Origin of the sequence: Shewanella seohaensis (assembly GCF_023283775.1) — a bacterium.
Lineage (GTDB): Bacteria > Pseudomonadota > Gammaproteobacteria > Enterobacterales > Shewanellaceae > Shewanella > Shewanella seohaensis.
This window is the reverse complement of the sequence record NZ_JAKILE010000008.1, coordinates 202753-229261: the sequence shown is the minus strand read 5'-3', so window position 1 is coordinate 229261 and position 26509 is coordinate 202753. Positions and strand designations below refer to the sequence as shown.

Here is a 26509-nt window from a genome sequence, read left to right as displayed (position 1 = left end):
GACGATATGGTGGGAGTCGAACCCACATACACACGATTTACGCCTAAGCGCTTAATCGAGTCTGCTTTACCAATTAAGAGTACACATCGTTCGCTAGATCAGTATACCACTGTAGCCAGCGGTTAACAGTGTGAAGGATGAAAAATGAACAAGGTAGAAATCGTCTTAAGTGATTCCCCCGTGCTGCAAGTGCTAGGGAGTTTAGTAGATAAGCTCGATGACTTAAGCGAACCCATGAACGATATTGCCGCCGTGCTAGAGTCAGCCACAGAATCTGCGTTTGAAGCAGAGGCCGATCCCGTAACAGGTCAAGCTTGGGCATCTTTAAGTGATGCCTATCTTAAAGCAAACCCTAAACGCCAGGGCGGCAAGATACTGCAGGCCAGTGCTGGCGGGCTAGCTGCCAGCGTAACAGCCGACAGCGGCGACTTTTGGGCGGCGATTGGTAGCAATAAAATCTACGCCGCTATTCACCAGTTCGGTGGTACCGACGATATGCCCGCAGGCCCAGCGGGAATTCCGGCACGGCCATACCTAGGTGTAAGCCGCGAAGATGAGCAATCGATGTTAGGGATCTTGGGGGAGTATTTACTATAAAGCTAAGACTTATCTGTGTTGGGAATTTTAGCTACATTCATATATCCAGATAAAAGAGTTGCAATTGTGGTGATTTTGCCTTGAGTCACTTCATCAGGGTAGATTCGGTTTATTGTTTGCAGCATATCGTAAGAATCAAACATGTAAGCTCTTGCGAACTCTTCACTTTTATTGATCGAATAATATGTAAGTGCTAAATCTGAAATAAGTATAGTTTCACGCCTAAGTAGATTTAAATGGTTTATTACTTTTTCGTCTTTTGCTGATGCCAGAATAATTGCCTCATAGGTGATAGGATCTACATTTAACAATGTCTTGTTAAGTAAGGATTGATACGTATCACTAATCATTCTGGTTGTGGCAGGATTGGTTTTTACTTTGGCTATTGGAAAACTCTGGTTAATGATAGCATCATATTTTTTTTGTGAGCGCTCTAATAGTCGTGTTAACTCATTTAGCTTTGCTTCATTTTTAATATGGTTTACTTGATCCTCCATCGCCTTCCGGCTTAAAGCTGTTTCTTCTTTGGTCTCTGCAAGTTCTTGTCGGGTGAGAGCCAGTTCCTGCCGTGAAAGAGCTAACTCATCCATTTGGTATTTCAATGACCACACAAGCAGGCCAACAGTAGCAAAACCAAGTATCGGGTTTAGCACGCCCCCAAAGTAATCTCCAAAGGCACCAAAGTCGCCTTTATCCCAGATACCCCCGTGGAAGTTTAAAAAGTAAAAAGCCACCAAACAAACCGCAACAATGGCCAGAAACACAATGAGCCATTTAAAAGACTTCTCTGTTCGAGGTGTTTGTGCCTGCTCGGCTTGGAGTTGCTTAGGGGGATTATTGGTCATACGCCGTCCTTGGAGGTAAAAATGAGGCCATCATTCTAAGTGGAAGGCGCTTTTAGCGCAAAGCGCTAAAACGCATTTTAAGAGGCGTAGCTCTCAACTTGGTACAAAGATATACCACAAAACCATTTAAACGATTTCAGAAGGGTTTAAAGGGATATTAAAGGTATTTAAATCACAAAATGGTGTAATTGAATTGTTATTTGAATTGAATGTGTTAAGTTCACAACTGAACTATGTAAGTGTTAAAGCATCTCGCTAGACATCTAGTAATGAGATACGGCCCAACCTAGTAACACTATTCGCAAATCTTGGCAAGGAAGCCCCCCCATTGAATTCCTTTGCCAGTTTGCATAAATAAAATTTTGAAGGAACTTTAATGGGTATTAATAAATTTATTGTACATCAGGTTGTTAGAGATGATAAAACTAACCTGATTCGACTTAATCGTCGTGAAGAAGTGAATAATATTGAAGGTTTAACTGCAGATGTGACAGATAAGTTAGTTAAGCTTTTCAATGACTCTAGTCTAAGCTCGGGATGTTTCACTAACGATAACAATGATGACCCAGATGCATTGCTTCCTCGATTTGCTGAACTTCTAAAAGATGATTTTGTTAACAATGAGTTTACAGACTTTGTCGGATTGACTCGTACTTTAGCGAAGTTATTTGCAGACGAACATTTAGAAAAGGCTAAAAATGCCGCAGGAGGATATCTAGTGTTCTACCATGCAGAGCGTGGTGAGTCTCACTTTTTATCTGTTGTGTTGCTTCGAATGGCTGTGGGTATGACTCTAAGTAAAGATCTAGAGTTTAACGAGAACGAACGGTTAGACCTTGAGCACTTACATTTAGCTGCGAGGATTAATATAACTGACTGGTTAGCTGGACTACATTCTAGGTATTTGGCATTTAAAGTAGGCAGAACTGCTAGTGAAATGAGGGATTATTTTTCAGATTTCATTGGATGTAAGGAATTTACTGAAGAGAGAGAAGATACACGATTGTTTATTGATGCCGTGAATCAGTGCTGTGTAACATTAGGGTATGATGAAACTAAAACGTCTCAGATTCGAGAGCTAGCTTATACTGCAGCTTTAGAAAAGAAAAAGCTCGGTCAGCCAGTGTGTTTGGAGCACATGAATGCACATTTGTTTCCAGAGCACCCCCAAAAGTTAGTTCAAATTGCGCAGGATGACCCCTATAATCTGAACGATCAGTTTAGTGTTGATACTCGTGAGCTAAGGGGATTTGTGCGTTTTAAAGGTGTTACAAAGCAATTGAGCATAAGTTTTGATCAAGCTTTATTGGGTAATGTAATCGTCTTTGAACCAGAGGCAAAGTCCTTAACTATCAATTCAATACCGCCAAAACTATTAGCCCAATTAGAGAAAAAAGACCCGTTAATAGATGAATAACCTCTAAATTTATGAGTAAATTGAAGTTACGCCAAGTTAAAAACTTGATCTTACAGCTCTCTGAAATTTCTTTTAAAGACAGAGAGTTGCAGGGGTCTTTACTGCTATCTGAATCTAGTCTTAGCTGGATAAAAGAACTCGCCGATAACCAAGTAATTGGTGCTACATGTGAAATCCAAGGTCGTCATACAGCAATAAAAAGTATAAAAAGTAATGCTTTAGGTCAAATTGCTAAACTAAACATAAAATCTAGCGATTACCAAGGAGTAGACGCTTTTTTTGCTGAGAATCTTTCAGAACTAATAAGTTTTGGTGGAAATCAATCAAAAGTCCCTGATTGCTTTTTGCTGTATAACGATGGGGAGTGTTTTTTATATCCTGATCAGATCCCGCAAGATGCTGAAACTTTACACTATATACAGATAACCGAACTGGTACAGTTACTGAATGAACATGCAGATTATTGCGAACCTAATAAACTGATTTTTTTGCAAAAATCCAAGTTGATTCTAACTGTGCCTAGTTACGACATGGATTTGTTAAAGTATGAACTTGATGGTTTTGTCTTACTCAAGAGAACATTATCTGATACCAATCATCAGGCTGAGAAGTCCAGTATTCTTAAAGAAGCTTTAGTAAGTTTATTATCTTCAGTTGAAGTAAAACATAGATTTAAATTTTTAGTCTCTAATTTTTCAGAGTTTTCAGTAAGATTCGAAGAAGGTTATCGCCTTTTCGCCGCTAGTTTTTCATTTGAAAAAGTTAGACAAGAATACGAAGAACAGTATCGTGAATATGTCTCAAAGTTAAATGCTGCTTTTTCAGAAGTAGCTAATAAGTTGCTAGCTATACCGATCACATTGTTTGTGTCTTTTTCACAAATAATACCTTTATCTACTATTACTGACCCGGTAACAGCTCAAATCACAATTGTTAAGAATGTGGGGGTTGTGCTAGTTAGTTTGTTAATGTTTTTATACGTTAGGGAATTGACTGTGATGCAACGTTCAACTCTATGCGCGGTGCATTCGGAGTACACTGAACTGATGAAACGTTTTAAATCTTCTTATCCAACTGGTTACACCAGAATAGAAGAGTTACATTTAAAACTTGATGAGCGATATAAATACCTCAAACGTGGTTTATTGTTCGCGGACATTACAGCATTTATTGGTTTATTAGTGACTTTGTACATTTTTAAATTTTGGCTTTGACTTTCAAAAACAAGGAAACTCATATTCAAAAACATATATTGAATTATGTTAATCCCGAAACCTTTCCAATCCGCTAGTTAGCTCCACTCGATCATGATGGGCACTCCAATGTTATTGAGAGTGCCGTTGTGTCAAAGTCCAAACCACAAACCGCTATCACTATCACTATTGGTGTTGCTGCGCTCAGTAGCACCATAGCGATTAACCCAAACACCACGGGCGTTCTGTTCGGTGAAGATGGTTATATTCAGGCATTGCCTGATGGTCATTTTGCTGCCGTTGATGGTCGCCCCGATGATGTGCCGGGTGGCAAATGGTTGATGGATGCAGCGGCCTTTGCGGCCTTAAAAGCGAATACCCCCCACAAAGCCGGTGATCTGGTTATTGACTACGAACACCAAACCCTCAACAAAGAACAAAATGGCCAGCCTGCGCCTGCTTCTGGCTGGTTCAATATCGATGATGTGCAATATCGTCAAGGGCAGGGCTTGTTTATTAAGCCACGCTTTACCGATAACGCTATCGCCTACCTTAACGCTAAGGAATATCGCTATTTCTCCCTAGTGTTTGGTTATGACAAGGCCACTGGCCGCCCGCAATTTATTCACTCCGCCGCATTAACCAATCGCCCAGGCGTTGATGGCATGTTGCCACTCGCCTCGCTGGCCGCATTGGCTGCTCTTAATACAAGCCTCAATCCAGACCAACCTAACCAATCCACCGACACGGAGGAACTCCATGTGAACCCATTACTGAGAAAAATCTTAGCTGCCCTTGGGGTAGAAGTGCCCGAGGCTGCAACGGCCTTAACTGCGGATCAGGAGGTCGCAGCACTATCTGCGCTTGATACGCTAACCACGGCCGCAAATAGCGTGGATGGCCTTAAGCAAGAAGTCGCCGCCTTAAGTGCCAAATCTCAACAGGTACAGTCGCCAGCCATTGACCTAACTAAGTACGTGCCCATTGCCACAGTGAATGCACTGCGCGAGCAGCTGGTGGCGCTCACTGCTGAAAACGGCGTGCTTACTGTTGAGCAAACCGTTAAGGCGGCGATTGATGAGGGTAAAGCCTTTGAGTGTGAGCGCGATTACCTCACCCAATTGGGCAATCAAAACATGGCAGCACTCACTGCCAACATTGATGCACGCACCCCCATCGCGGCATTAACCGCTAAGCAAACCACCACAGTCCCCGATCCTAATAAGGACAAGGACACCAAACTCGCGGCACTAACTGCCGACCAAATCAAACTGGCCGATTCTTGGGGCATGTCGCACGCTGACGTTGCTAAAGCATTAGCCGCTGAACAGGAGCAAAAATAATGGCCGCGATTAATGCTGCAGTATTACAAGCCCTGCGCACGATGGTGCGTAGCGAGTTTCAAAATGCTTTGACCAAGACTGAGCCACTGTATTTAAAAATTGCCTCAGTCGTACCAAGCAATACTAAGTCCAATACCTATGGCTGGTTAGGCTCGATGCCGACTATGCGGGAGTGGATTGGTGCCCGTTTGATCAACTCCATCAAGGAACATGGTTACTCAATCACTAACCGTACCTTTGAAACCACCATTGGGATAAGCCGCGATGATGTAGAGGACGAGGTTATCGGTACCTATAAGCCCATGGTGCAAGCCTTAGCGCAGGAAGGTGAAGAGTTTCCAGACGATCTGGTGTTCGAGTTGTTAGCCGAAGGCTTTAGTACCTTGTGTTACGACGGACAGAACTTTTTTGATACCGACCACCCCGTTAACGAGAAGCACGATGGCACGGGAGCCGATGTTTCAGTGGCCAATATGGTCGTCGATGGTGCCTATACGGGGGAGCCTTGGTTCTTACTCGACACAACCCGCCCACTTAAGCCAGTGATCTTCCAGGAGCGCCGCAAGCTGGATTTAAACACCTTGTTTAACCCAACCGATCCTGCGGTATGGACTAACAATCAATTCGAGTTCGGTACCGATATGCGCTGTGAAGCAGGCTTTGGCTTCTGGCAAATGGCCTTTGCCAATAAGCGTGTCCTCAACGCAGACAACCTGTGGGACACCATCGAGAAGATGAAAGCCTTCAAACGTGATGGCGGTAAGAAGCTCAAGATCCGTCCAAGTCTGTTGGTTGTTCCCAGTTCGCTGGAGAAAGTAGCCACTCAGTTGCTTACCAGAGAGCTTATCGATGAGAACGGCACCACAGTTGAGAACGAGCTGAAAGGCAAGGTCGAGCTGTTAGTGGTTCCACAGTTGTAAGCGCTAATCGAATCGGCACAAGGATGTGCCACCCAATCACAGTTTTTCACTTTACGAGGTAGCAATGAAATGGCCCAAGTTTCTGCTCAAACTCAAGATAACGTTTCAGTCCTTATGGTGGTTAGTCGTCAGCCCAATGGCTATCGCCGTGCGGGGTTGGCCTTCAACAAAGGCGATAACCATTTGCCGCTGGCCGAGCTGTCGGATGAACAAGTCGCAGCGATTAAAGCTGATACCCGCCTTAAGGTTTTCGAGACCTCAATGGCAGTGGATTCGCCGGGGAGTCTGGACATTCCAAACAGTGATCCGTCACTAACCAGCACCGATACCACCACAGCGGCAGTGCCACTCAGTTTTGCCGAGGCGATAGCCAAGCTCGACAAGGCAAACAATGAGCACTTTACCTCAAGTGGTAAGCCGCAATGCAGCGCCCTTGAAGCCTTGATGGGGCAACCCATTAGTGCCGCTGAACGTGATGCGCAATGGGCTGCATTTACCGCTAACGCTGACGGTGAATAACCATGGCTCAAGTGATGTACGCCACCCCTGACAATATGCTCAGCCGCTTTGGTGAGCAGGATTTAACCCTGCTGACCGAACGTGAGGACAGTGTGCTAGGGGAAATCAATCTCGCTTTGCTGGAGCAAGCGCTGCGCGATGCATCGGCTGAGATTGATGGCTATATCGCAGGCCGTTATGTGCTGCCGTTAACCACAGTTCCCGCCGTGCTGGAGCGTAACTGCTGCGATATCGCCCGTTACTTTTTGTATGGCGATAAAGCCCCTGAACAAGTCGAGAAGCGCTATGCCGCCGTGGTGAAGTTTTTAACCGCAGTGAGTAAGGGCGATATCAGTTTAGGGCTGGCCGAGACGGGCGAAACCGCAGGCCAAAGCGAGCTGGTTATCAGCATCGAAAGCGCGGGCAGTGTGTTTGGCCGCAAGTCAGCTAAGGGGTTTATCTGATGTTTGAGATTAAAGATAACTACTTGGCTGCGGGTGATGCGTTAACCCAATTACTGGAGCCATTAGTCACTAGCCAGAAGCTGAGAAAGGTCTATCAAGCCAATGAGCTAAGCGAAGTCGATGAGCGCAGCCAAATCACCCCCGCCGCCCATGTGCTGTATCTGGGCGATGGCTTGCAGGAGACCTCTCAAGGCGGCAACAGCAGCCAAGTTAAGCAGACCTGGCTTGTGGTACTGGCGTGTCGTTTATCCATCCACGAACGCCCCGCAGGTGAGCTGCTAGTCAGCCTATTAAACGCGGTTGTGGGCAAGTCCATTGCAGTTGATGGTCAGATGCTTGGCCCCTTTGTGCGCGTTAACAGTGCCGTTAAACCCCGTTTCACTAAAAGCCACGGTTATTACCCCGTGGCGTTAAGTGTGATTTTACGATTCAAACCTTAACAACCTAAGAGGATTTCACCATGAGTGGATTATTAGTCGCAGGCAACTTCTTTGTTGACCGCTTAAATGCCCAAGGGCAATCAACGGGGATCATCGGCCCCATTAACACCACCAAGCTCGCGATCAAAGCCGATGCCGATGAAAAAGTGCGTGGCAGTCGCAAGAAGGAAAGCTACGGCCAAGCCTTAAGCGTGGTGAATATTGCCAAGCCAGTTGAGGTGGAATGGTCGTTCGATGATCAACCCGCCGAACTGATTGCCATGGCACTGCTGGGCGATACCCAAGTGGTCAACTCGGGCAGCGGCACCTTAACCGATGAGGCCGTGACTTTACCAACCAATCAGCGTTGGGTGCAGTTACCCGAAACTAACTTTGCCACCATCGGTTTTGCGGTAAAGAAAGACGCGGCCACCTTAGTGCTGGGCACAGACTATGAGGTTAATTATGCCCTCGGTTTAGTGCGTGCCCTTAAAGGCGGTGCGGTAGAAGCGGGCGGTGCTGTGACGGTATCAGGCCAGCATAACGCGATCAGCGGTACCTTGGTGCGCGGTGGTATTAAGGCCCAAACCCGTGCTCGCGTGTTCGGTGAAGGTACCAACTTAGAAACAGGCAAGCCGATAAAGCTCGATATTTTCGATGCCAGCTTAAAACCCACAGCCGCATTGGACTTTGCCGCCAGTGAGTTTGTGAGCGCGACCCTTGCGGGTAAAGCCCAGTTAGTGGCGGGTAAGGATCATCCGTTCGAGTACCTAGAGCTGGATACCTAAGCGGTTTTGCTTAACCCAAGGGCATGGCCGGACTCAATTGCCATGCCCTTAAATCCCCCTTTAACCGCCGTTTAAATACCGATTATTTAGATACTAATGAGAGCATTAACGAGATAGCCATGGCTGATAAAACCTTAGAACTCGCCCTGCGGATCGTGGCCGAAGCCACGGGCAAGCAGCATATTGCCGCCTTGGTCGATGAGCTTAAGCGCATCGGTGCCGAGTCGGATGCGGCGAATCCTAAGACGCAAGCCTTAGCCGATGAAATTGATAGCGTTAGCGACGCCAGCCAAGCGGGCGCGAATCAAGTTGATGAACTCAAAAACAGCCTTGATCCCTTAAGCAACCAGCTAGACCAAGTGGCCCAAAGTGGTCGCAATACTAGCAACCAAGCAGAGCAGCTCACTAACGAGCTTAAGCCCTTAGCCACTGGGCTGGATGACGTAGGCGATAGCAGCCAATCGACTAGCCAAAAAGCCAATACCTTAGCTAATAAGCTCGATGAACTGGCAAACCAGCAAGACCTAATCAACACCTTTAAACGCTCCCGCAATGAGCTGGAACAGCAAGAGCTTGCGGTTACGGCAGCGGCGTTAGCACTGCAGGACTTAAAGCAACGTGCCAGCCAAACCGACACACCCTTTGTGCAGCTGGCTCGCTCCATCGATGTGGCCGAAAAAGAGCTGGAGCAAATGCAGCGCGAGTTAGCGCAGCAATCGGCCAGCCACACTAAGCTGCAAAATGCCCTGTCCAAATCGGGTATTGACTATAACAACCTCACCACCGCACAGCGCAAGTTAAGTAGCGAATTTGACGGTACTGGCCGCAATGTCGATAAGTTTGCTAATCAGCTAGATAAAGGCAATGCCAGTGCCCGCGATCATGCTGCCAGCCTGCGTGGGGTGATCGGCCAAGTGACCGCCTTGGCGGGCGCATACTTGGGCTTTGACCGCGTAGCCCAAGCCGTTAAAGACATCTTTGCCACAGGGGATCAATTTGAGCGCTTAGGCGTGCAGATGAACGCCGTGATGGGCAGCTTTGAATCTGGCCGCCAAGCCACCGCTTGGGTAAAGCAGTTCGCCATCGATGTGCCACTGCAACTCAATGAAGTTAACCAAGCGTTTGTAAAAGCCAAAGCCTTTGGCCTTGACCCAATGAACGGCACCATGAAGGCGATTGTGGATCAAGCCTTTAAACTCGGTGGCGGGTTTCAAGAAGTCGAGGGGATCACCTTGGCTTTGGGCCAAGCCTGGGCAAAACAGAAATTACAGGGTGAGGAGATCCTGCAACTGATTGAGCGCGGCGTTCCTGTGTGGGACATGCTGGCGAAAGTCACGGGCAAGAATAGCCTCGAACTAGAGAAGTTAAGCAGCCAAGGTAAGCTGGGGCGTGATGTTATCCAAGCCCTTATCGATGAGATGGGCCGCGCAAGTAACGGCAGTGCCGCCGCGCAAATGGCTTTACTCAGTGGCCAAGTTTCCAACCTTAAAGATAATCTCACTAACTTTTACGACCTAGTGGCTCAGTCCGGCGCGCTTGATTGGCTTAAGGGGCAAATCAGCCAGCTAAACCAAGAGTTTGCTGCCATGGCAAGCGACGGCCGTTTACAGCAATGGGCGCAGCAAATCAGCGATACCATCGTCAGCATTGGCTCTGCGGTGCAAGATGGCGCGGCCATGCTGTACCACTACCGTGATGAAATCGGGTTTGTGGCTAAGGCATTTTTAGCCTTAAAGGTTGGTAGCTACTTTAGCGATGTGATCACGGGTGCTAATGCCGTCATTGGTGCAATGCGCCTGTATACCGGAGCCATTGCAGGCACAACCGCTGCCAGTGAAACCGCCACTCTAGCGGCTGGTAAATTAAAAGCCGCCTTAGCTACGGCTGCTAAGGCTGGTTTGTATCTAGCATTAATCAACGAGTTGGTTGAATTGGCGCGGGTGTACCAAGAGCTACTGATCGCCGAAGAAGCATTAGCCAAATCCAAACGTACAGCAGCGGCCAGCACAAAGCAGTTGGCGTTTTCCCTTAAGGATTTAAGCGAGCAAACGGGTGTTGCCTTTACCACTATGGCCGAGTTCAACAAGGCAGTGGATGACGGCAAGCTGATTTATGACGATGCCAGCGGTAAATGGAAGAACGCCGCCAAAGCCATGGAGGAAGTCAAACAGGCTGCGGTTGAGGTAGTTGAACCGATTAAGCTGACGGTCGATGAAGCGCTGCGCCTGACCTTAACTTTAAGCGAACAGGTTAAAACCCTTGATGATGTTAAAGGCGGTATGGGCGGATTTATTCGCCAAATTGATGCGGCCTTAGAACCTTTAAAAGCAGCGGGAACAGAGTATGCGGGCCATGTAAAACTGCTCACCGAACTGCGGGCCAAATTCGAAGAGCAACAAAGCTACCTCGATGCCACGGCCAAAGGGACTGCAGCGTTAGAGCAAGCCTATAAAGACTTAGGCATCACCAGCAGCCAAGCCTTGATTGAGGCGACCAATAAGGCTGAGGCTGCTTTTAATCTTATCCGTAATAACCGCGAACCGCTTGAGCAGCAAAAGGATGCATTTTTAGCGTGGGCAAAAGCCGCGCTGACAGCTGCCGAAGCCACTGGTGCTGTAGTACCAGAATCCCTAAAGGCGCAGGCGGCAACCCTTGGACTCTCTAAAGAGCTTAGCGACCTTACGGCTAAACAGTATGGCTATACGGCCAGCACTAAGGAACTCTCACCCGAACAGGCGAAGTTAAGCCGTGCAGTGGCAGAAACCGAAGCCCGTTTAAAGCAATGTAACGACGTGCTTAAAAGCTCCACGGTATCAAGCAAGGATAAGTCCAAGGCTCAACAGGAACTGATTAGCCTGCAAGGTAAGCTGCGCGATCAAACAAAGCAGCTTAGCGAAGTACAAGCGCTTGAAGCCGCCAACTACGAGCAGATCAAAAGCAAGTATGCCGCCGTCAGCGATGAAATGTTAAGGCTCGAAAAAGCCTATAAGGATGGCGGCATTACCGCTGAAGAGTACTTGCAGCAAAAAGAACGCTTGGTGCAAGTGCTCAACGTACTGCAACGTTTAATGGGCGGCTTAGGTGATGGTGAGCAAGAAACTGACGAACAAGTCAAAGAGACTAACAAAACCTTAGCAGAACAGCGCCAAGAGCTTGAGCAATTAGAAGAAACCACAGGCCGCGCCACTGAGTATGTCAACCTGTTCGCGGGGGCTTATGCTCACCTCAATAAGCAATTCAACTTTAACGAAGATAGCACCGAAAAACTGAATGCTCGGCTCGATGAGCTGACCAAAAGCATTATGAACAATATGCGGGTAAACACGGGCTTTTGGGGTGTGCTGGCACAGCTCAGTAACCAAGCCTTTATCCGCGAAAAGCAGATCATTAATGAAACCTTGCTGACGCGTAAGTGGGCTGAAGAGCTTGAAAGCTCGACGATAACCCTTGGTCGGGTGAATCAAATCAGTCGCGAGTCCGGCTATTTAATCCGTGAATTAGGTGATGAAGAACTCAAGCCGCTGCAGGCCGCCATTGATGCGACCCGCAATCGGATTCTTGGCCTGCGTGACGATATCAACGCGACCTTGGGCAGTCTCAAAGATGAGATGGATCAGCTCAATAATAACCAAGCTGCTATTGAGAAACGCCGCTATGAGCAGCAACAGGCCGAACTCAAGGCGCAGCTCGATGCAGCCCGAACCGCCCAGGATAATGAGTCCATTGCCAGTGCCCAAGAAGCACTACAGCTCAGCCAGCAAATCTACGCCACCAAACTTAAACAAATTGAAGCCGATGCGGCAGAACGCAGCGCACGGGCTAAAGATAGCGTATCAAGCAGCGCCAGCACCGCGACGAATTCCACGCGCAGCAGTGCCAGCCAAGCGCCAGCGCCATCGGTCAACAATCCAAGCACGGGCGGCAGCGTGCAGGTGTATCGGCTAGAGCTAGTGATGCCCTCCGGTAATGTGCTGAAGGCTGATTTATTGGATGAGTTTAAGCAGATGTTTTTACGCGAGTTAGAGCAGATTAAGGCAACGTCATGATCACCCTAGACACCATTCAATTACCGCAATTTATTTGGCTTAACCGCATCGGTTATACGCCCTTTGTCTGCACGAGTGAATTTGCTCTCGATGGTTCGCAGCATATCGAAGTCGCGACTAAACAAGCTGGGCGATCCATTGTGTTATTCAGTGATGGCGAATCCATCAACCTATTTGAAGCCCTTGAAACTCACGCCAGCACGAAAGGGGCGACCAGCTTCAATCTGGATATTAACGGCACGGTATTTAATGTGATTTGGGATTACCGCGAACAAGCGATTAGCGGTGTACCAGCTATTAACTACAGCGATAGCGCACCCGATGCTGTCGATGCCATCACCATTAAGTTAATCACTGTTTAAAGGCTATTTAATATGGCAACTTCCCCGACTCCAATTTCCCGCGACAGCTTAAAAATCTTCAAGCCTGAACTGTTAGGTTCGAGCAATGAGGCTGGCGGCCAGCGCACGAACAACGCTGTGCAATCAGGGCAGATTAATGAAATGTTTGATGCTATCGCTGATATCGATCACGCCCAATCGAGTATCGAAATAGCTAAGGCTTACCCAACGCTTTACACCAACGACACGGGCAAGCTTAAGCAGGCCTATGTGTTTTTCAGTGAGCCACCAGTCGATGAGCTGGTAAACGTGTTTATGATTGAATCCCCCGCGCTTAATGATGCGTCCCGCATGACCGATATGAAAGAAATTATCGAATCATCGGTAACGGCAGGGGAATTAATTCGTGAAGGCGGCCCCGGGTTCCTTGTGAATCAAAACTCGTTTTCCTCAGACTATTTGCAGTCTATGTATCGATTTAATGACCGCGATTATTGGAAAACCACCTATCTGCAGGTCGGCCAAGTGATCTGTATTACCGTGGAATATACTGGGGTAGAAAATGCCGACTGGCCACGTAAAACCCATTTTGCCAAAGTCACTAAGACCAGCATCGTTAATGGTTATGTTGGAACGGTCAGCTTTGACCCGCCGATCCCGTTCGCCACGCCTTGGCCATCATTAAACATTAATGGCCAAACCAACTGCACTAAGTTGCGCTTATCGAATACCGCATCACCGCTTAAGTTTCACGGCGTTACCAAGTTAACGGCAGTAGCCAATGGTGTGAACTTAGCCGTGGGTACCACCCAGCTTTCATTGCTTCCCGCCATTACCACCATATTGCCAAAACCAGGCAATACCATTGTCGGTGGCAGTGAGAACGGCGATGCCACGGTAAGCCAAGTGATCCGCAAAGTGATCAACCAACCCGCAGCAGAAGGTACCTATAGCTATACCTTCACTACGCCTGACTTACTGACCGATGATAATGGCGTGTTGGCGATTTCAACCGTCCCCACAGCTAACTTAGGTGGATACACAAGCTATATTCAGTCAGTGACCATTGGCACGGGTAATATCACCGTCACGTTAACCTCAAACGCGAGATTTAATATCCCGACTCTTAGCTTGTTTTATGTGTCATCGTATAAGTACAGCATTTATTCAAGCGCCAATGTGTTCCCTGCAAATAAGCAGCTTACCGTGGGCAGTATTAAGGGCCGAGTGGTGTTTGATGATGCCAACTATGCGCCGCAAGATATTTATGAGCAAGTGAGCGCTGATGGCAATAGCGGCAAGCTGTATGACGGCACAGAACACCTGGCGACAATTGATTACTTAACAGGCGTGGTCACTCCACAAGTCGTAAGCCGTGGCAGCTTCACCTTAACCTATGCAGGTTTAGTTGAGTCGAGCGACGCAGCAGCGGCAGGGGATACAGTCGCCAAGTTTACCTTGGCGGTACCCAATCCCTTGCTCGAGAGCTTTTATGTGCAGGTTGAGCGCGTATCAGACCGAGCGCTGATTAGCGCCTCAGCAGATGCTCAAGGCGTGGTTACAGGGGCAGGGGTAGATGGCACAATTACTAATGGTATTGTCGAACTGACCTTTAGTGCTGCAGTGGATTTAATCACCTTGCGCTATGACATTAGCGACCAAGTCCGGCAACTGCCACCGGCTGAGATTTACGGCCTTAATCCGCTGCGTATCCCTAACGATGGCATTGTTGATATGTTTCGCCAGTGGGGCACGATAGCGCTATCACACTCACAAGTGCAGCAAGTCACAGGGAATATTGGTACCGTCTATAACATTCGTGAAAACGCCACCTTTAGCGATATTACCGATGCCAATGGCGCCAGCCTATGGACAAGCGACAACACCCACTACACCGTGAACAAAGCGGCATGCACAGTCACCATTAATAGCGACTTTGCAGGATTCGCCGCGCCATTTCTATTAACCGATGTGATTAGCGAACTCGCGTTAGTGTCAAGTTTTACCCCAAACAGCATTGTGTTGGCCAAGGAGTTATCCCGCGAATATCCCGTAGGGACTACCGTGGCCAGTGTGCTGATTTTAGGGGATTTGCAGGCCCGTGTCGGCCAAGTACGCGATATGACCGCATGGGCCAATAATTGGGACGTTGACGGCGACCCCGCCACGGGTAATTACAACTCGGTTGATTATCCAATTGAAGTCAAAAACAACACCGCCGTAAATGAAGATTGGGCGTTTATTATGACCAGTCCAACCGCGTTCCGCTGTGTTGGTCGCCGCCTCGGCCAAATCGGTACTGGCGATACCCTTAATGATTTCGCCCCAATCAACCCAGTGACAAACAGCCCGTACTTTATCCTCAGAAAAGGCGGGTGGGGTGGTGGCTGGCAACAGGGTGAAGTGCTGCGCTTCCCAACCTTTGCCGCCTCCAAACCCATTATGCTGCTGCGTAATGTGCAGGTTGGCCACAGTCAAATCACTACAGATAAAGCCGTGTTGTCCTTCTTTGGTAATGAATCTTAAATAGGAGTTGATATGGGATTACCAGTAACCGTTTATCGCAGCACTGACCAAGGTGCGCCTGTTGGCACCGCCGCCAACCCATTAGATTGGATCACTATTCTTAAAAAATGTTTGGTCGAGGGCTATGGTGATAAATCGCCGCTTGGTTGGACGTTAGAGTTTGAAAATGCGGCATCTTATGCAGCGGTATTTCGAAATAACCCTGTAGTGGGTTCTGGCGGGTATTTCCAGATTGCCAGTAGCAACGGCACCAATGGGACAAACGTTTCGATAGATCTATCTGTTGCAAAAGGCATGACTGATGTTGGCGTTTATATCGATAAAATTTTGCAACGCAGATTAGGTTTATATCAGGCGCGCACTAATGGGTGGGTGGTTTTTGGTACGAGTCGCGGGTTTTGGATGGTTCAAAATTCATCGGAATTAACATGGGCATCAAGTACGGGTTATAGCAGTGGGTGTTGGACAGTATTTGTGGGTGACATTGAAACATTTGATCCAAACGATACCAGCCCTTTTACGCTAGTTCATGGTATAGCGGGCACCGCAGATTCTACAGCAGCAAGCTACAGCGACAATGTTGGTAGCTCTCCAAACCTTGTTGCTATTTTATACCCATCAGCAAGTGGAACTGGTAGAACCGAATATAGGGTAGATACGAATCTTATTCCTTATACTGCCAGTGACCAAAATCCGGGCGGGATTTTTGCAACCAATCTCCCTATGGTATTTACACCAGCGGTATTGCGTAGAGGTGTTTCAACTGCCCCAGCTGGTAATATCCCTGTAAATGACAATCTGCCTTTTCTACGGGGAATCATACCTGCATTGGTTATTCCGTCGGTTCAAGGTGGGCGCACCTTAACTGGGTTCGAACATACTTTTGATGGTGTGTTATATCGTGTAGTACAGGGGTACGCTACAACGATGTTTTGGTTAAAAATGGAAGGTGAATGGTATGCCTAATGGTTTAAAAACGATAACACTTACAAGTGGTTTCCATACCAATGCCTATCAAGCCATAGTATCAGTTGATGTTGACCCTGCCGCAAATAGAGTCATTATTTTCAACCGCGATACATTAGAGTATTACGCAAATAAAAGAACGGATACCCCAATCGTTAATCTGCGTGTGCCAAATGAGTTTGTCATTAATAACAAGCTGATAGTCGGCATATTAGACGAGGATGGTGTCTATGATTGTAAAATGGTCGATGGTAAAAACGCCGAATTATTGAAGCCAATCATGCCAGTGATTCGATCATGACAACCCTTGTTCTCCGTTTTGATAAACCATGGATTGTCAGCACTTCACCTCTTGTTCTTCGCTTTACTGATGACCCTATACCTGAAGTGCCAGAGGTACCCATTAGCGCGGGTACCATTGGCATGATGTGCGGCCTTGGTATCGCCATAGGGCAGAGTGTCGCCCAGCAGCTAACCATAGCGAGTGCGACTGAAAGCTACGGCATAATGTTGGAGCTGCAGTGGCAAGTTAATTATGTGAAACAACTGCTAACGGCCAAGTGGCAAGCTAAGGCATTAATGGGGATAACCGCCTCAGTAGTTTGGCGCTGGAATAACCTGGTGCCATGCAAAGCAGATCTGCTGTGGTTGGTACCCGATTCACATTCGGTGCAAGCTGCCAGCCTATGGTTATCGCCAGAGGCTGCGCAAACCATGGTTGAAATGCCATGGCGCCAACCTAAGGCCACTACGCAGATTATCGGACTGGGTTTACTGCAAGGTGATTTAGCCGCAACAGAGGTTAGGCTTGCTTATTCAGATATCCTAGGCTCAGGCGATATGCAGGGCATCACATGGGGGCCACACGCTGCGCGTTGGGTATGTTCGAGCAAGTACAAACCATCCGTTGGCACGGTCACATTGCGCTTTAATGAGCTATTATCCGACAACCATAGCCCGATAGTGTTGCGCTTTACTCCTTCACCCAATGTTTGTTACTGGGACGATGGCGGCGGCCTGATAGGCACGAATCCATCATTACCCACTATTGATTTTAAGATCCCCATTGAACCGCAAATTAGAAGGAGTTATCTCATGCAGCCGCAAATTAGTTGTATTCGGGTAAGTGATGGTGCGGCGGTGGTGCTGAAATCGGTCTCTATCGCTAAGTCGCGTTCCCAATGGTCGAGCAATGGCACTGTGGTGTTTTCATCCCGCATCGATGCCGAGCGTGCGGCCAATGAACTGCTAAAAATTAGCATTAACGGTTATGACTTTTATCTGCTGTGTGAGTCTCCAAGCGAGTCCAAAGGTTTTGGTAAGTCAAGCTTTAGTGCTACTTGCCGAGGTCGTTTAGCGGCGCTTGCTAGTCCATATAAGAAGGCGACCAACTATGTGAATATGGCCTCCCGCAGTTTTATCGGTTTGATGTCTGACATTGTGGCCAACACTGGCTGGTCGATTGCCAGCCAGATCTCAGATTTTACCATCCCCGCGAATGCTTTTAGTTATGCCGCGAAAACTCCCGCAGAAGCATTGAACATGATGGCGTCGGGGATTGGGGCCATGCTCGATGTGGATGATGAAACCCAAACGATTACCGTGATCCCTCAGTGGCCAGTGGTGCCTTGGAATACCGCAACTGCGGTACCTGATGTGATTCTACACGATAGCGTGATCCTCGATTTTAGTGAGCAAGTGGATATTCGGCCCGATGCTAATGCGGTGTTTGTAAGGGGAGAACAGCAGGGCGTTGCAGCAAAAGTGAAACGCTTCGGGACTGCTGGCGACAACTTTTGTGTTGATATAGTGGACAAGTTAATCACTGATAACCAAGCCGCCAGAATGCGAGGCACCACTGAGCTAGCCAATGCGGGTAATAAAGTGCAGACCTCAATACGTACCAAGGTGCTAGCGGATTTACCACCGATGCGACCAGGTATGTTGATTGGGGTTCGTAAAGGTGCCGAGGTGTTTAAGTCGGTGTGTGAGGCGTGGAGTATTAGCGCTACGGTGAGTGAGTCCACTGGTCAAGTGACGGTCAATCAAACCGTGACTTTATTACGGAATAAGGACGCTAATGGAGTCGCAGCATGAATATCTATCAACGCTTAGCGAACCTAAACCCTAAGCCGCAACGCAGCGTGGCGACTGTAGTTAACGTGGCTAATGGCAGTACGACAGTGCAGCACGCCGATGGCAGTTATCAAACAGTATTGGGTGACTCAGTGGCAAGCGGCAAAGTGTATATCGTAGATGGGCAGATCCAAGGCCAAGCCGCCGATCTGACTTATGTTGAAATAGAGATTTAAAAGAGAGCGGTCTGGCAATGCTACCAACATTACCAGACCGTCAACACACAGGATAAGACCCTGTGAGCCAACCAAGGCTCCCTCACCGCGTCGACACGGCGAACCGAGCCTAGCATAAAAAATCCTAAAAAAGGAGGCTCACATGCCAAAACCGATCATCCCTTGGATGGGGGGTAAGCGTAGATTAGTTAAAGAGATTTTACCGTTATTTCCTGAGCATCATACCTATGTGGAGCCATTCTGCGGTGGTGCTGCGATGTTCTTCAGCAAAGATGAAGCACGGGTGGAAGTGGTTAATGATATGAATGGCGATTTGGTGAATCTTTACCGTGTCATTAAACATCATTTAGAGGAGTTTATTAGGCACTTTAAATGGGCTTTAATCAGCCGTGAAGAATTCCTATGGCAGAAGAATACTAACCCTGAGACCTTAACCGATATTCAGCGAGCAAGCCGATTCTACTATCTGCAAAAGCTGGCGTTTGGTGGCAAGGTATCTAGTCAGAACTTTGGGAGTTCGGCATCACGCCCTGCTGGTTTGAACTTACTGCGTATTGAGGAGGATCTTAGCATTGCGCATCTTCGACTCGCGAGAACCTATATCGAGCGGTTGGATTGGGCGGAATGTGTAAGACGATACGATAAGCCTGAAACCTTGTTCTATCTAGACCCGCCTTACTGGAGTACTGCAGGATATGGCGTGGAGTTTGGACTAGAGCAATATGCCTTGATGGCCGAGCTGGCGAAGACTATAAAAGGCAAGATGGTGATCAGCGTTAATGACATCCCCGAAATGCGTGAGGCGTTTGACGGCTTAGAAATGAAGACGTTAGGTATTCGTTATACAGTAGGAGGATCAGGACGCTCTAGCGAGCAGCAAGAGCTACTAATCTGGAATTGGTAGGGGAATGTATTCAGCGTTTAATATGTCTCAATAGCCCTCTTTTTAGAGGGCTTATATACAATTTTTTCAATCTATGTGAACTCACATTTTTCAAAATAGATGAATCCGTTAGTAAATAGCGGCTTATAACTTTTTCATTTCACATGAATTTGTTTTTCAAACCATGTGGCGCGCTACATAACAAGTAGTAACATTTATCAAATGTAATAAAATTACTAAACCCGACGAGCGCGCGAGCTAAGGGTGGAATAGTCCTCAATCCCGCATGGTTTCTCGCTAATTTCGACTTATCAACAAATTCTGTGGATAACCCTGTGAGTTGCGGCTTGAAACAGGCGGCAAAGCCTTGCTGCACGTGTGATGGACTTAAATTGCACTATTTTGGCGATAAAAATTTAATAGTATATTTATCAAATAGATATGAATTGCAAGCCTTATCTTTTTGGGTCTTGTTTGAGGTTGCAATTTTGTAAGCAAGTGAAAGTCAACTCTTGTGTATTAATTTGGCATTTCTCCTGTATTTTTGGGCGTTTTATCGCCAATTTGAGCATTAAAAGCTCGTGGTCAAAAAGTTTCATTTTCTGTCCATCAAACTGTCATTCAGATGCTTTAGGGATTAATGCTCCCTTTGACTTCTAAAGGAGAACTGCTGGAGCTTGAAGGATGAGTTGATTAGAATGGGGCGACTAACCACAAGGATATGTTCGCGTGTCAGAATCTGTTTTTCAGCTTGAATCTCAATTTGCCCCCGCTGGGGATCAGCCCACGGCTATTGCCAAGTTGGTCGATGGCTTAGAATCGGGCCTTGCTTGCCAAACCTTATTGGGGGTAACTGGCTCCGGCAAGACATTCACTATCGCCAATGTGATCGCCCAACTGGGGCGCCCAACCATTATTATGGCGCCAAACAAGACGCTGGCGGCGCAGCTTTATGGTGAGATGAAAGAGTTTTTCCCCAATAATGCGGTGGAATACTTTGTCTCCTATTACGATTATTACCAACCAGAAGCCTACGTGCCCGCATCGAACACCTTTATTGAAAAGGATGCGTCGGTTAACGCCCATATCGAGCAAATGCGACTCTCGGCGACGAAAGCACTGTTAGAGCGTAAGGATGTCGTCTTGATTGCCTCTGTATCGGCCATTTACGGTCTGGGCGATCCCGATTCCTACATGAAGATGCTTTTGCACCTACGCCAGGGCGATACCATGGGGCAGCGGGATATTCTTAAGCGATTGAGTGAGTTGCAATATACTCGCAACGATCTCGAGTTGCAGCGCGGTACTTTCCGCGCCCGTGGTGAAGTTATCGATATTTTCCCCGCCGATTCTGACCGCTACGGGATTCGAGTCGAACTCTTTGACGATGAAATTGAACGCTTAAGCGAGTTTGACCCGTTAACGGGGCAAATTGTTAAGCGTATCGCGCGCACTACTGTGTATCCGAAAACCCACTATGTGACGCCGCGGGAAAAAATCCTCGAAGCGACCGAGTTAATTAAAGAAGAGCTGCGCGAGCGTAAGCAGTATTTGCTCGACAATAATAAGTTGATTGAAGCGCAGCGGATCCACGAGCGGGTGCAATACGATATCGAGATGATGGTCGAACTGGGCTATTGCTCTGGTATTGAAAACTACTCCCGCTATCTGTCGGGCCGTGCACCGGGTGAAGGACCGCCGACCTTGCTTGATTATTTACCCGCCGATGGTTTGTTGATTATTGACGAATCCCACGTCACTGTGCCGCAAATTGGCGCCATGTATAAGGGTGACCGCTCCCGTAAAACCACGCTTGTGGAATATGGCTTCCGTTTACCCTCGGCGCTGGATAACCGGCCGCTGAAGTTTGAAGAGTTTGAGCAATTGATGCCACAGACCATTTATGTGTCGGCAACACCAAACCCTTACGAACTGGATAAGAGTGGTGGTGAGATTGTTGAGCAAGTTGTTCGGCCAACGGGTTTGCTCGATCCCGAGTTAGAAGTGCGCCCGGTCAGCATTCAAGTGGATGATTTACTCTCCGAGGTTGCCAAACGCGTCGCCGTCAATGAGCGGGTGCTTGTTACCACCCTAACCAAGCGCATGTCGGAGGATTTAACCGAATACCTCGATGAGCACGGCGTCAAAGTCCGTTATTTGCACTCGGATATCGATACCGTGGAGCGGGTGGAGATCATTCGGGATCTGCGCCTCGGTAAGTTTGATGTGTTGGTCGGTATCAACTTGCTGCGTGAAGGTTTAGACATGCCCGAAGTTTCCTTAGTCTGTATTCTCGATGCGGATAAGGAAGGCTTTTTACGTTCGGAACGTTCGCTTATTCAGACCATAGGTCGCGCCGCGCGTAACGTCAATGGCAAGGTTATCCTCTATGCGGATAGGATCACTCAGTCGATGGCCAAGGCGATGGGTGAAACCGAGCGTCGCCGCGAGAAACAACACGCCTACAACCTTGAGCATGGCATAGTGCCAAAAGGCGTGGTTAAGCGCATTACCGACGTGATGGATATCGACGATGGCAGAGACACTGAAAAGGGTTATAGCCCATCGTCACTGGGTAAAGTGGCTGAACCTAAAGCCAAACGTTATCAAGCCGATGCGGCGCAGCTTAGCCATGATATCGACAAACTCGAGAAGCAAATGCATGAACATGCGCGTAACTTGGAGTTTGAACAGGCGGCGGCCTTGCGTGATGAGGTGAAACGGCTACGGGAGTTGCTGATCACAGCCTAATAAAATCTAGGCCTCAGCTGATTTAGACTCAGGACTTTGATCCTAATTAAACTATCCCAAGCTTCTCTACTTAATAAAAAAGCCGCCAACATAACAATATGAGGCGGCTTTTTTGTATGGATTAATCAAACTTTGAGGTATTAGCGCTGCGTTTCCTTGGCGAATCTGCTTCGTTGGTACACAAACACCATAAGCGCGCAGACTAAGCCGCAGATCAGGCCGACTAAATGCGCCTCGGTGGCCACGCGTGCACCAATCATTGCGGTCACATCATCACTGGCGCCATAGAACTGTTCATGGCCGACTTTAACTATCACCCCAATAAGCAACAAATAACCCGAGCGCATTTTGCGGCGAATATCCTGCACTGCACCAAAGGTGAATAGCCCGTGTAACATGCCACTCAGCCCCACATAACCTAATAACTGCGGATAGCCCAGATACAGACCAATGCCTTCAAACAGACAAAGCAGGATAAACAGCGCGGTTAAGCCCTTGAGCCGGTAATGAAAGTGGTGCAAAAACAACACTACCCATAATCCTGCGAGGTTCATCAGCAGGTGCCAATGATTGGTATGCAGCAGATTGCCTGTGATCAGGCGCCACCACTGGCCATCACTGATGGCGCTGCGGCGATAGGCGAGCAGGTTATCTATGCTCGGGGCAAAAAGTCCCGCAACATACAAGAGTGCGCAGAGCAGACTGACGATTAGCGCCAACCAATAGGGGCCGAGTTTTTTTAACGTCACCAGTCTCACGCCTGCGGTTTACCCGTTTCAGTCGCCTTGTCGAGTGAGGCCATTACCTCTGCTTTATTTTGCAGGTAATCCTCTAAGCCGCGTTTACGAAGATGGCAGGCTGGGCAATCACCGCAACCATCGCCGACAATGCCGTTATAACAGGTCAGGGTATGGTGGCGAACCAAATCGAGCTGCTGATATTTATCGGCTAGCGCCCAAGTTTGGGCCTTGTTGAGCCACATTAATGGCGTGATGATCTCAAGCTTTTTATCCATGCCTTGCACTAGTGCCGATTCCATCGCGCATACAAAGTCGTGGCGACAGTCGGGATAACCGGAAAAATCGGTTTCGCAAACACCAGTAATAATCGCCTCGGCCCCTAATTGGTAGGCGTAGATCCCCGCCAAAGTCAAAAACAGGATATTACGGCCGGGCACAAAGGTATTGGGCAAGCCATTTTCCATTAATTCGTGGGATACAGGGATCGCATCGCGGGTGAGGGCAGAAATAGCTAACTCATTGAGTAAACTCACATCCATCACTTTATGGCTAGTGATCTTTAAGCGCTTGGCGAGGGATTTAGCAACTTCAATTTCTTCACGGTGACGCTGACCATAATCGAAGGTGATCCCGTGGACTTCATCAAACTGAGTTAAGGCTTGAATAAGACAAGTCGTTGAGTCTTGTCCGCCACTGAAAACCACTACCACCTTTGAAACTGATGCTGCTGACATAGGATCCACTTAAATTGACACATAAAATAGGGCGTAAGTGTAACTCAGGCGCTAGGGCTTGCAAACTCTTTGCTGACGCGTGGCGACGGGTATTCGGCACTTGGTATCACAATGGCTGAGGCGGTAAAAACTTGCAGCTGCAGCTAAAATCCTCTATAAATGCCGCCCCAGAAAAACGGAACGCTAGCATGAATTACCCAGTCAACGAAGTCTTTGAAACCATTCAAGGTGAAGGTGTCTTTACCGGAGTGCCCGCCATTTTTGTGCGTTTACAGGGTTGCCCTGTGGGATGTGCTTGGTGTGATACGAAACAGACTTGGGATCTGCTTGAGGAAAATAAGGTGTCACCCGAACAAGTGATCACCGTCGATGGCTCCGTGGGGCGCTGGGCAAACCATACGGCGCAGAGTCTTATCGAGGCTTTCAACGCTAAGGGATACACGGCGCGCCATGTGGTGATCACAGGTGGTGAGCCTTGTATGTACGATCTGAATGAATTAACTCACACGCTTCATGCTGCCGGTTTTGCCACTCAAATCGAGACCAGTGGCACCTTTGAGGTGAAGTGCGATGCTGATACCTGGGTAACTGTCTCGCCCAAGATCAATATGAAAGGTGGTTATCAGGTGTTAGCGCAGGCCTTGATCCGCGCCAACGAGATTAAGCACCCGATAGCGACCGAAAATCATATCGACGAACTCGATGAGTTACTCAAAGGGATTGATGTGTCAGCGAAAACGATTTGTCTGCAACCGATCAGCCAAAAACCAAGGGCGACGGAATTAGCCATGAAGGTGTGTATTGCCCGCAACTGGCGTTTATCGATTCAGACCCATAAGTACTTGAATATCGATTAATCGCCACTTAGCGCTATGTACTCTTCTTGAACGCTCCGAATGGGGCGTTTTTTATCAGCAAAATCTATGGATTAAAGACAATAGTCTTAAGTAAGCGATAAAAATAACTTTGGATAAGCTGGTGTGCTAGAAAGAAAACTTGGGGAATAAAGCGGTATAAAGAGTGATATGAGAAAGAAGTGGTGGAGGGAGAAGGATTCGAACCTTCGAAGGCGGAGCCGTCAGATTTACAGTCTGATCCCTTTGGCCACTCGGGAACCCCTCCACATATTTTCTTCAACTTTTAAGTCCGACTCATCGAGTCTGATTTTAAAGTTATCTTAAATCTTGGCCGGATTTAAGGGTAAAGCAAGTTTACAGCAGACTAACGATTGACGAAGAACAGAAGATAAAAGTGGTGGAGGGAGAAGGATTCGAACCTTCGAAGGCGGAGCCGTCAGATTTACAGTCTGATCCCTTTGGCCACTCGGGAACCCCTCCACGAGTATCTTTTATAGTATCGCTAATTGTTAGTGCAAATGGTGGAGGGAGAAGGATTCGAACCTTCGAAGGCGGAGCCGTCAGATTTACAGTCTGATCCCTTTGGCCACTCGGGAACCCCTCCTCAATTGCGGCCGCCATAGTAGTCAGAAACGTTTGGCATGTAAAGTCTAAATATGAAAATTTTCCTAAAGTTCTGGTTCAACTGGTCGATTAACTAACAACGAGTTGTTTTAATGATGTTTTTTTATGCAGATCGATGTTCCTTTAATCAACGAAGCCCAAATTGGCTCCCGCTTAAATGCGGCAATCGAACACAACAGGCGAGGAGAGTTCGCCCTGTTGCTGTCGCTATTGTCTGCAGACGCGAGGGACATGGCGCAGTTTCAATGGCAAAAAGAGCTCGATAATGCAGAAAAATTACAACGTCAGTTCGAGTTACCCCCCAAGCAAGCGCTTGTGGCGGATTTATCGACGGATAACAAGGTTACCGACAATAGTGCTGTTTTTGCTGAGCAAGGCGCGAGGGCGTTTCAACTGCAACAGGCATTGCGCCCAGAGGCATTAGTGATCCGCGGTGCTGAGCCTATCGCGATGGCCGAAGCCTTAAGCAATTGCGATCTCACCACACGTCTGCGCCAACGTGGCCAGTTGCCATCCCCGAAAATGGACGTCATGCATTTTGCCGATCAACTGGCGATTCAACGGAACTTAGTGCCGTTATTGGCCAGCGCCTAACGAGTATGTCGTCTTGCCTCCAAGTCGCTATCGGGCTGTTAAGCAAGATTCTGTCTTTAAAAGCAATGCTAGGGATTAAAGGAACTTGTTGGCCAAATAGCCGTCAACTGTGTCGATGCACAATAATAAGCGTGAGCTAAAGCTGAGTCTCTGCCGCCACTGTTACCTATAATAAGGCGTTAATGATGCTGGTTTAAGTTGATGCATCACCCTTACAGCGATTAGAGAGGAAAAACAGATGAAAGGTATCATTGCAGGACAAGCGGCTACCGTGAACGACACTTGCACCGATTGCGGCAGTTTTGTGGATATTGGCGCTGTGATTGATGAGCAGGATACAGTGCTGGAGTTATCCTTCGCGGGTGCAGAGGCTGAGGTCGAAGCGACTAAGATGTTGGAGCGGGCTCAAGCGCGTTTTAGCCAAGCCCAAGGGAATATTGTGCAGGATGAAGTGGGTGTTACCCTCAAACTGGTCTTCGATGTGAGTGTCGAGAAAATGATTTTTCAATTAGAGAATGGCCTATGATGCAAGCGACCGTGAAGTCCGTTAGCGTTAATTTGTAATAAAGTGTGGCCGATGTTGCTGTTTTAAATGTAGATAGTGTAATCTGCATCAACAAAAATAAAGATTAATTGGCTCTATTAACACGC

General features: G+C 47.8%; 24 protein-coding genes and 4 tRNA genes. 21 read left to right on the top strand and 7 right to left on the bottom strand.

Translation table 11 applies throughout. From position 1 onward, the window contains the following. Position 1 precedes the first annotated feature (1 nt). Positions 2-89: transfer RNA gene (locus tag L2713_RS11605), tRNA-OTHER, on the bottom strand. Positions 90-144: 55 nt separating this feature from the next. On the opposite strand from L2713_RS11605, the gene L2713_RS11600 reads away from it, so the two are divergent. Continuing rightward, the gene (locus tag L2713_RS11600) at positions 145-597 is read left to right on the top strand and encodes a phage virion morphogenesis protein (protein ID WP_248968009.1); all 453 of its coding nucleotides are present in this window, start codon (positions 145-147) and stop codon (positions 595-597) included. A gap of 2 nt (positions 598-599) precedes the next feature. On the opposite strand, the gene L2713_RS11595 is transcribed toward L2713_RS11600, so the two are convergent. Next, the gene (locus L2713_RS11595) at positions 600-1442 is read right to left on the bottom strand and encodes a hypothetical protein (protein WP_248968008.1); all 843 of its coding nucleotides are present in this window, start codon (positions 1440-1442) and stop codon (positions 600-602) included. A 376-nt stretch (positions 1443-1818) separates the two neighbouring features. Between L2713_RS11595 and L2713_RS11590 the strand changes: the two genes are divergently transcribed. From L2713_RS11590 to uvrB, 17 genes are all read left to right on the top strand, one after another. Further along, a complete protein-coding gene (locus tag L2713_RS11590) occupies positions 1819-2859 on the top strand; it encodes a nucleoid-associated protein (RefSeq protein ID WP_248968007.1) in 1041 nt (346 codons plus the stop codon). 20 nt (positions 2860-2879) lie between these two features. Beyond that, positions 2880-4073: a hypothetical protein gene (locus tag L2713_RS11585; protein ID WP_248968006.1), complete on the top strand. Its 1194-nt coding sequence runs from the start codon at positions 2880-2882 to the stop codon at positions 4071-4073. Between the two features lie 128 nt (positions 4074-4201). After that, complete coding sequence (locus tag L2713_RS11580; protein WP_248968005.1) at positions 4202-5395, top strand: phage protease; 1194 nt, start codon at positions 4202-4204, stop codon at positions 5393-5395. Then, positions 5395-6315 carry a Mu-like prophage major head subunit gpT family protein gene (locus L2713_RS11575; RefSeq protein WP_248968004.1) on the top strand — a complete coding sequence of 307 codons (921 nt, stop codon included), beginning with the start codon at positions 5395-5397 and terminating at the stop codon, positions 6313-6315. Before L2713_RS11580 ends, L2713_RS11575 begins: the two co-directional genes overlap by 1 nt. A 69-nt stretch (positions 6316-6384) precedes the next feature. After that, positions 6385-6834, top strand: coding sequence for an HI1506-related protein (locus L2713_RS11570; protein WP_248968003.1), 450 nt, complete (start codon positions 6385-6387; stop codon positions 6832-6834). A gap of 2 nt (positions 6835-6836) precedes the next feature. Continuing rightward, a complete protein-coding gene (locus L2713_RS11565; protein ID WP_248968002.1) occupies positions 6837-7277 on the top strand; it encodes a gp436 family protein in 441 nt (146 codons plus the stop codon). Further along, positions 7277-7717: a phage tail terminator protein gene (locus L2713_RS11560; RefSeq protein ID WP_248968001.1), complete on the top strand. Its 441-nt coding sequence runs from the start codon at positions 7277-7279 to the stop codon at positions 7715-7717. The genes L2713_RS11565 and L2713_RS11560 overlap by 1 nt, the downstream gene beginning before the upstream one ends. A 20-nt stretch (positions 7718-7737) precedes the next feature. Continuing rightward, a complete protein-coding gene (locus tag L2713_RS11555; RefSeq protein WP_144374889.1) occupies positions 7738-8484 on the top strand; it encodes a phage tail tube protein in 747 nt (248 codons plus the stop codon). A gap of 119 nt (positions 8485-8603) precedes the next feature. Then, positions 8604-12530: a tape measure protein gene (locus L2713_RS11550; protein WP_428847968.1), complete on the top strand. Its 3927-nt coding sequence runs from the start codon at positions 8604-8606 to the stop codon at positions 12528-12530. Continuing rightward, positions 12527-12892 (top strand): hypothetical protein, encoded by a 366-nt coding sequence (locus tag L2713_RS11545; protein WP_248967999.1) that lies wholly within the window; start codon positions 12527-12529, stop codon positions 12890-12892. The genes L2713_RS11550 and L2713_RS11545 overlap by 4 nt, the downstream gene beginning before the upstream one ends. Positions 12893-12904: 12 nt before the next feature. Continuing rightward, positions 12905-15397 carry a hypothetical protein gene (locus L2713_RS11540; protein ID WP_248967998.1) on the top strand — a complete coding sequence of 831 codons (2493 nt, stop codon included), beginning with the start codon at positions 12905-12907 and terminating at the stop codon, positions 15395-15397. 12 nt (positions 15398-15409) lie between these two features. After that, on the top strand, positions 15410-16363 hold the full coding sequence (locus tag L2713_RS11535) for a hypothetical protein (RefSeq protein WP_248967997.1): 954 nt from the start codon (positions 15410-15412) through the stop codon (positions 16361-16363). Beyond that, a complete protein-coding gene (locus L2713_RS11530) occupies positions 16356-16664 on the top strand; it encodes a hypothetical protein (RefSeq protein ID WP_248967996.1) in 309 nt (102 codons plus the stop codon). The genes L2713_RS11535 and L2713_RS11530 overlap by 8 nt, the downstream gene beginning before the upstream one ends. Beyond that, the gene (locus L2713_RS11525) at positions 16661-18460 is read left to right on the top strand and encodes a hypothetical protein (RefSeq protein WP_248967995.1); all 1800 of its coding nucleotides are present in this window, start codon (positions 16661-16663) and stop codon (positions 18458-18460) included. Before L2713_RS11530 ends, L2713_RS11525 begins: the two co-directional genes overlap by 4 nt. Next, positions 18457-18675, top strand: a complete 219-nt coding sequence (locus L2713_RS11520) for a hypothetical protein (protein ID WP_224021798.1) — start codon at positions 18457-18459, stop codon at positions 18673-18675. The genes L2713_RS11525 and L2713_RS11520 overlap by 4 nt, the downstream gene beginning before the upstream one ends. A gap of 142 nt (positions 18676-18817) precedes the next feature. Next, entirely contained in the window at positions 18818-19579 is a 762-nt protein-coding gene (locus L2713_RS11515; RefSeq protein WP_248967994.1) for a DNA adenine methylase, read from the top strand. A 708-nt stretch (positions 19580-20287) separates the two neighbouring features. Next, positions 20288-22309 (top strand): excinuclease ABC subunit UvrB, encoded by a 2022-nt coding sequence (uvrB, locus tag L2713_RS11510; RefSeq protein ID WP_248967993.1) that lies wholly within the window; start codon positions 20288-20290, stop codon positions 22307-22309. Between the two features lie 140 nt (positions 22310-22449). On the opposite strand, the gene rrtA is transcribed toward uvrB, so the two are convergent. Then, the gene (rrtA, locus tag L2713_RS11505) at positions 22450-23067 is read right to left on the bottom strand and encodes a rhombosortase (RefSeq protein WP_248967992.1); all 618 of its coding nucleotides are present in this window, start codon (positions 23065-23067) and stop codon (positions 22450-22452) included. Continuing rightward, on the bottom strand, positions 23064-23783 hold the full coding sequence (queC, locus tag L2713_RS11500) for a 7-cyano-7-deazaguanine synthase QueC (RefSeq protein ID WP_248967991.1): 720 nt from the start codon (positions 23781-23783) through the stop codon (positions 23064-23066). The genes rrtA and queC overlap by 4 nt, the downstream gene beginning before the upstream one ends. A gap of 188 nt (positions 23784-23971) precedes the next feature. Here queC and queE point away from each other — a divergent pair, with 188 nt between their 5' ends. Then, positions 23972-24640 (top strand): 7-carboxy-7-deazaguanine synthase QueE, encoded by a 669-nt coding sequence (gene queE, locus L2713_RS11495; RefSeq protein WP_248967990.1) that lies wholly within the window; start codon positions 23972-23974, stop codon positions 24638-24640. Between the two features lie 180 nt (positions 24641-24820). Here queE and L2713_RS11490 read toward each other — a convergent pair. The 3 genes from L2713_RS11490 to L2713_RS11480 form a co-directional block, all read right to left on the bottom strand. Beyond that, positions 24821-24905, bottom strand: a tRNA-Tyr gene (locus L2713_RS11490). A 130-nt stretch (positions 24906-25035) separates the two neighbouring features. After that, a tRNA-Tyr gene (locus L2713_RS11485) sits at positions 25036-25120 on the bottom strand. A gap of 39 nt (positions 25121-25159) precedes the next feature. Further along, positions 25160-25244 (bottom strand) — tRNA-Tyr (locus tag L2713_RS11480). Between the two features lie 125 nt (positions 25245-25369). Between L2713_RS11480 and L2713_RS11475 the strand changes: the two genes are divergently transcribed. Further along, entirely contained in the window at positions 25370-25858 is a 489-nt protein-coding gene (locus tag L2713_RS11475) for a VC2046/SO_2500 family protein (protein WP_248967989.1), read from the top strand. 238 nt (positions 25859-26096) lie between these two features. Beyond that, positions 26097-26384 (top strand): DUF406 family protein, encoded by a 288-nt coding sequence (locus L2713_RS11470; protein ID WP_248967988.1) that lies wholly within the window; start codon positions 26097-26099, stop codon positions 26382-26384. The last annotated feature ends 125 nt before the right edge of the window (positions 26385-26509 follow it).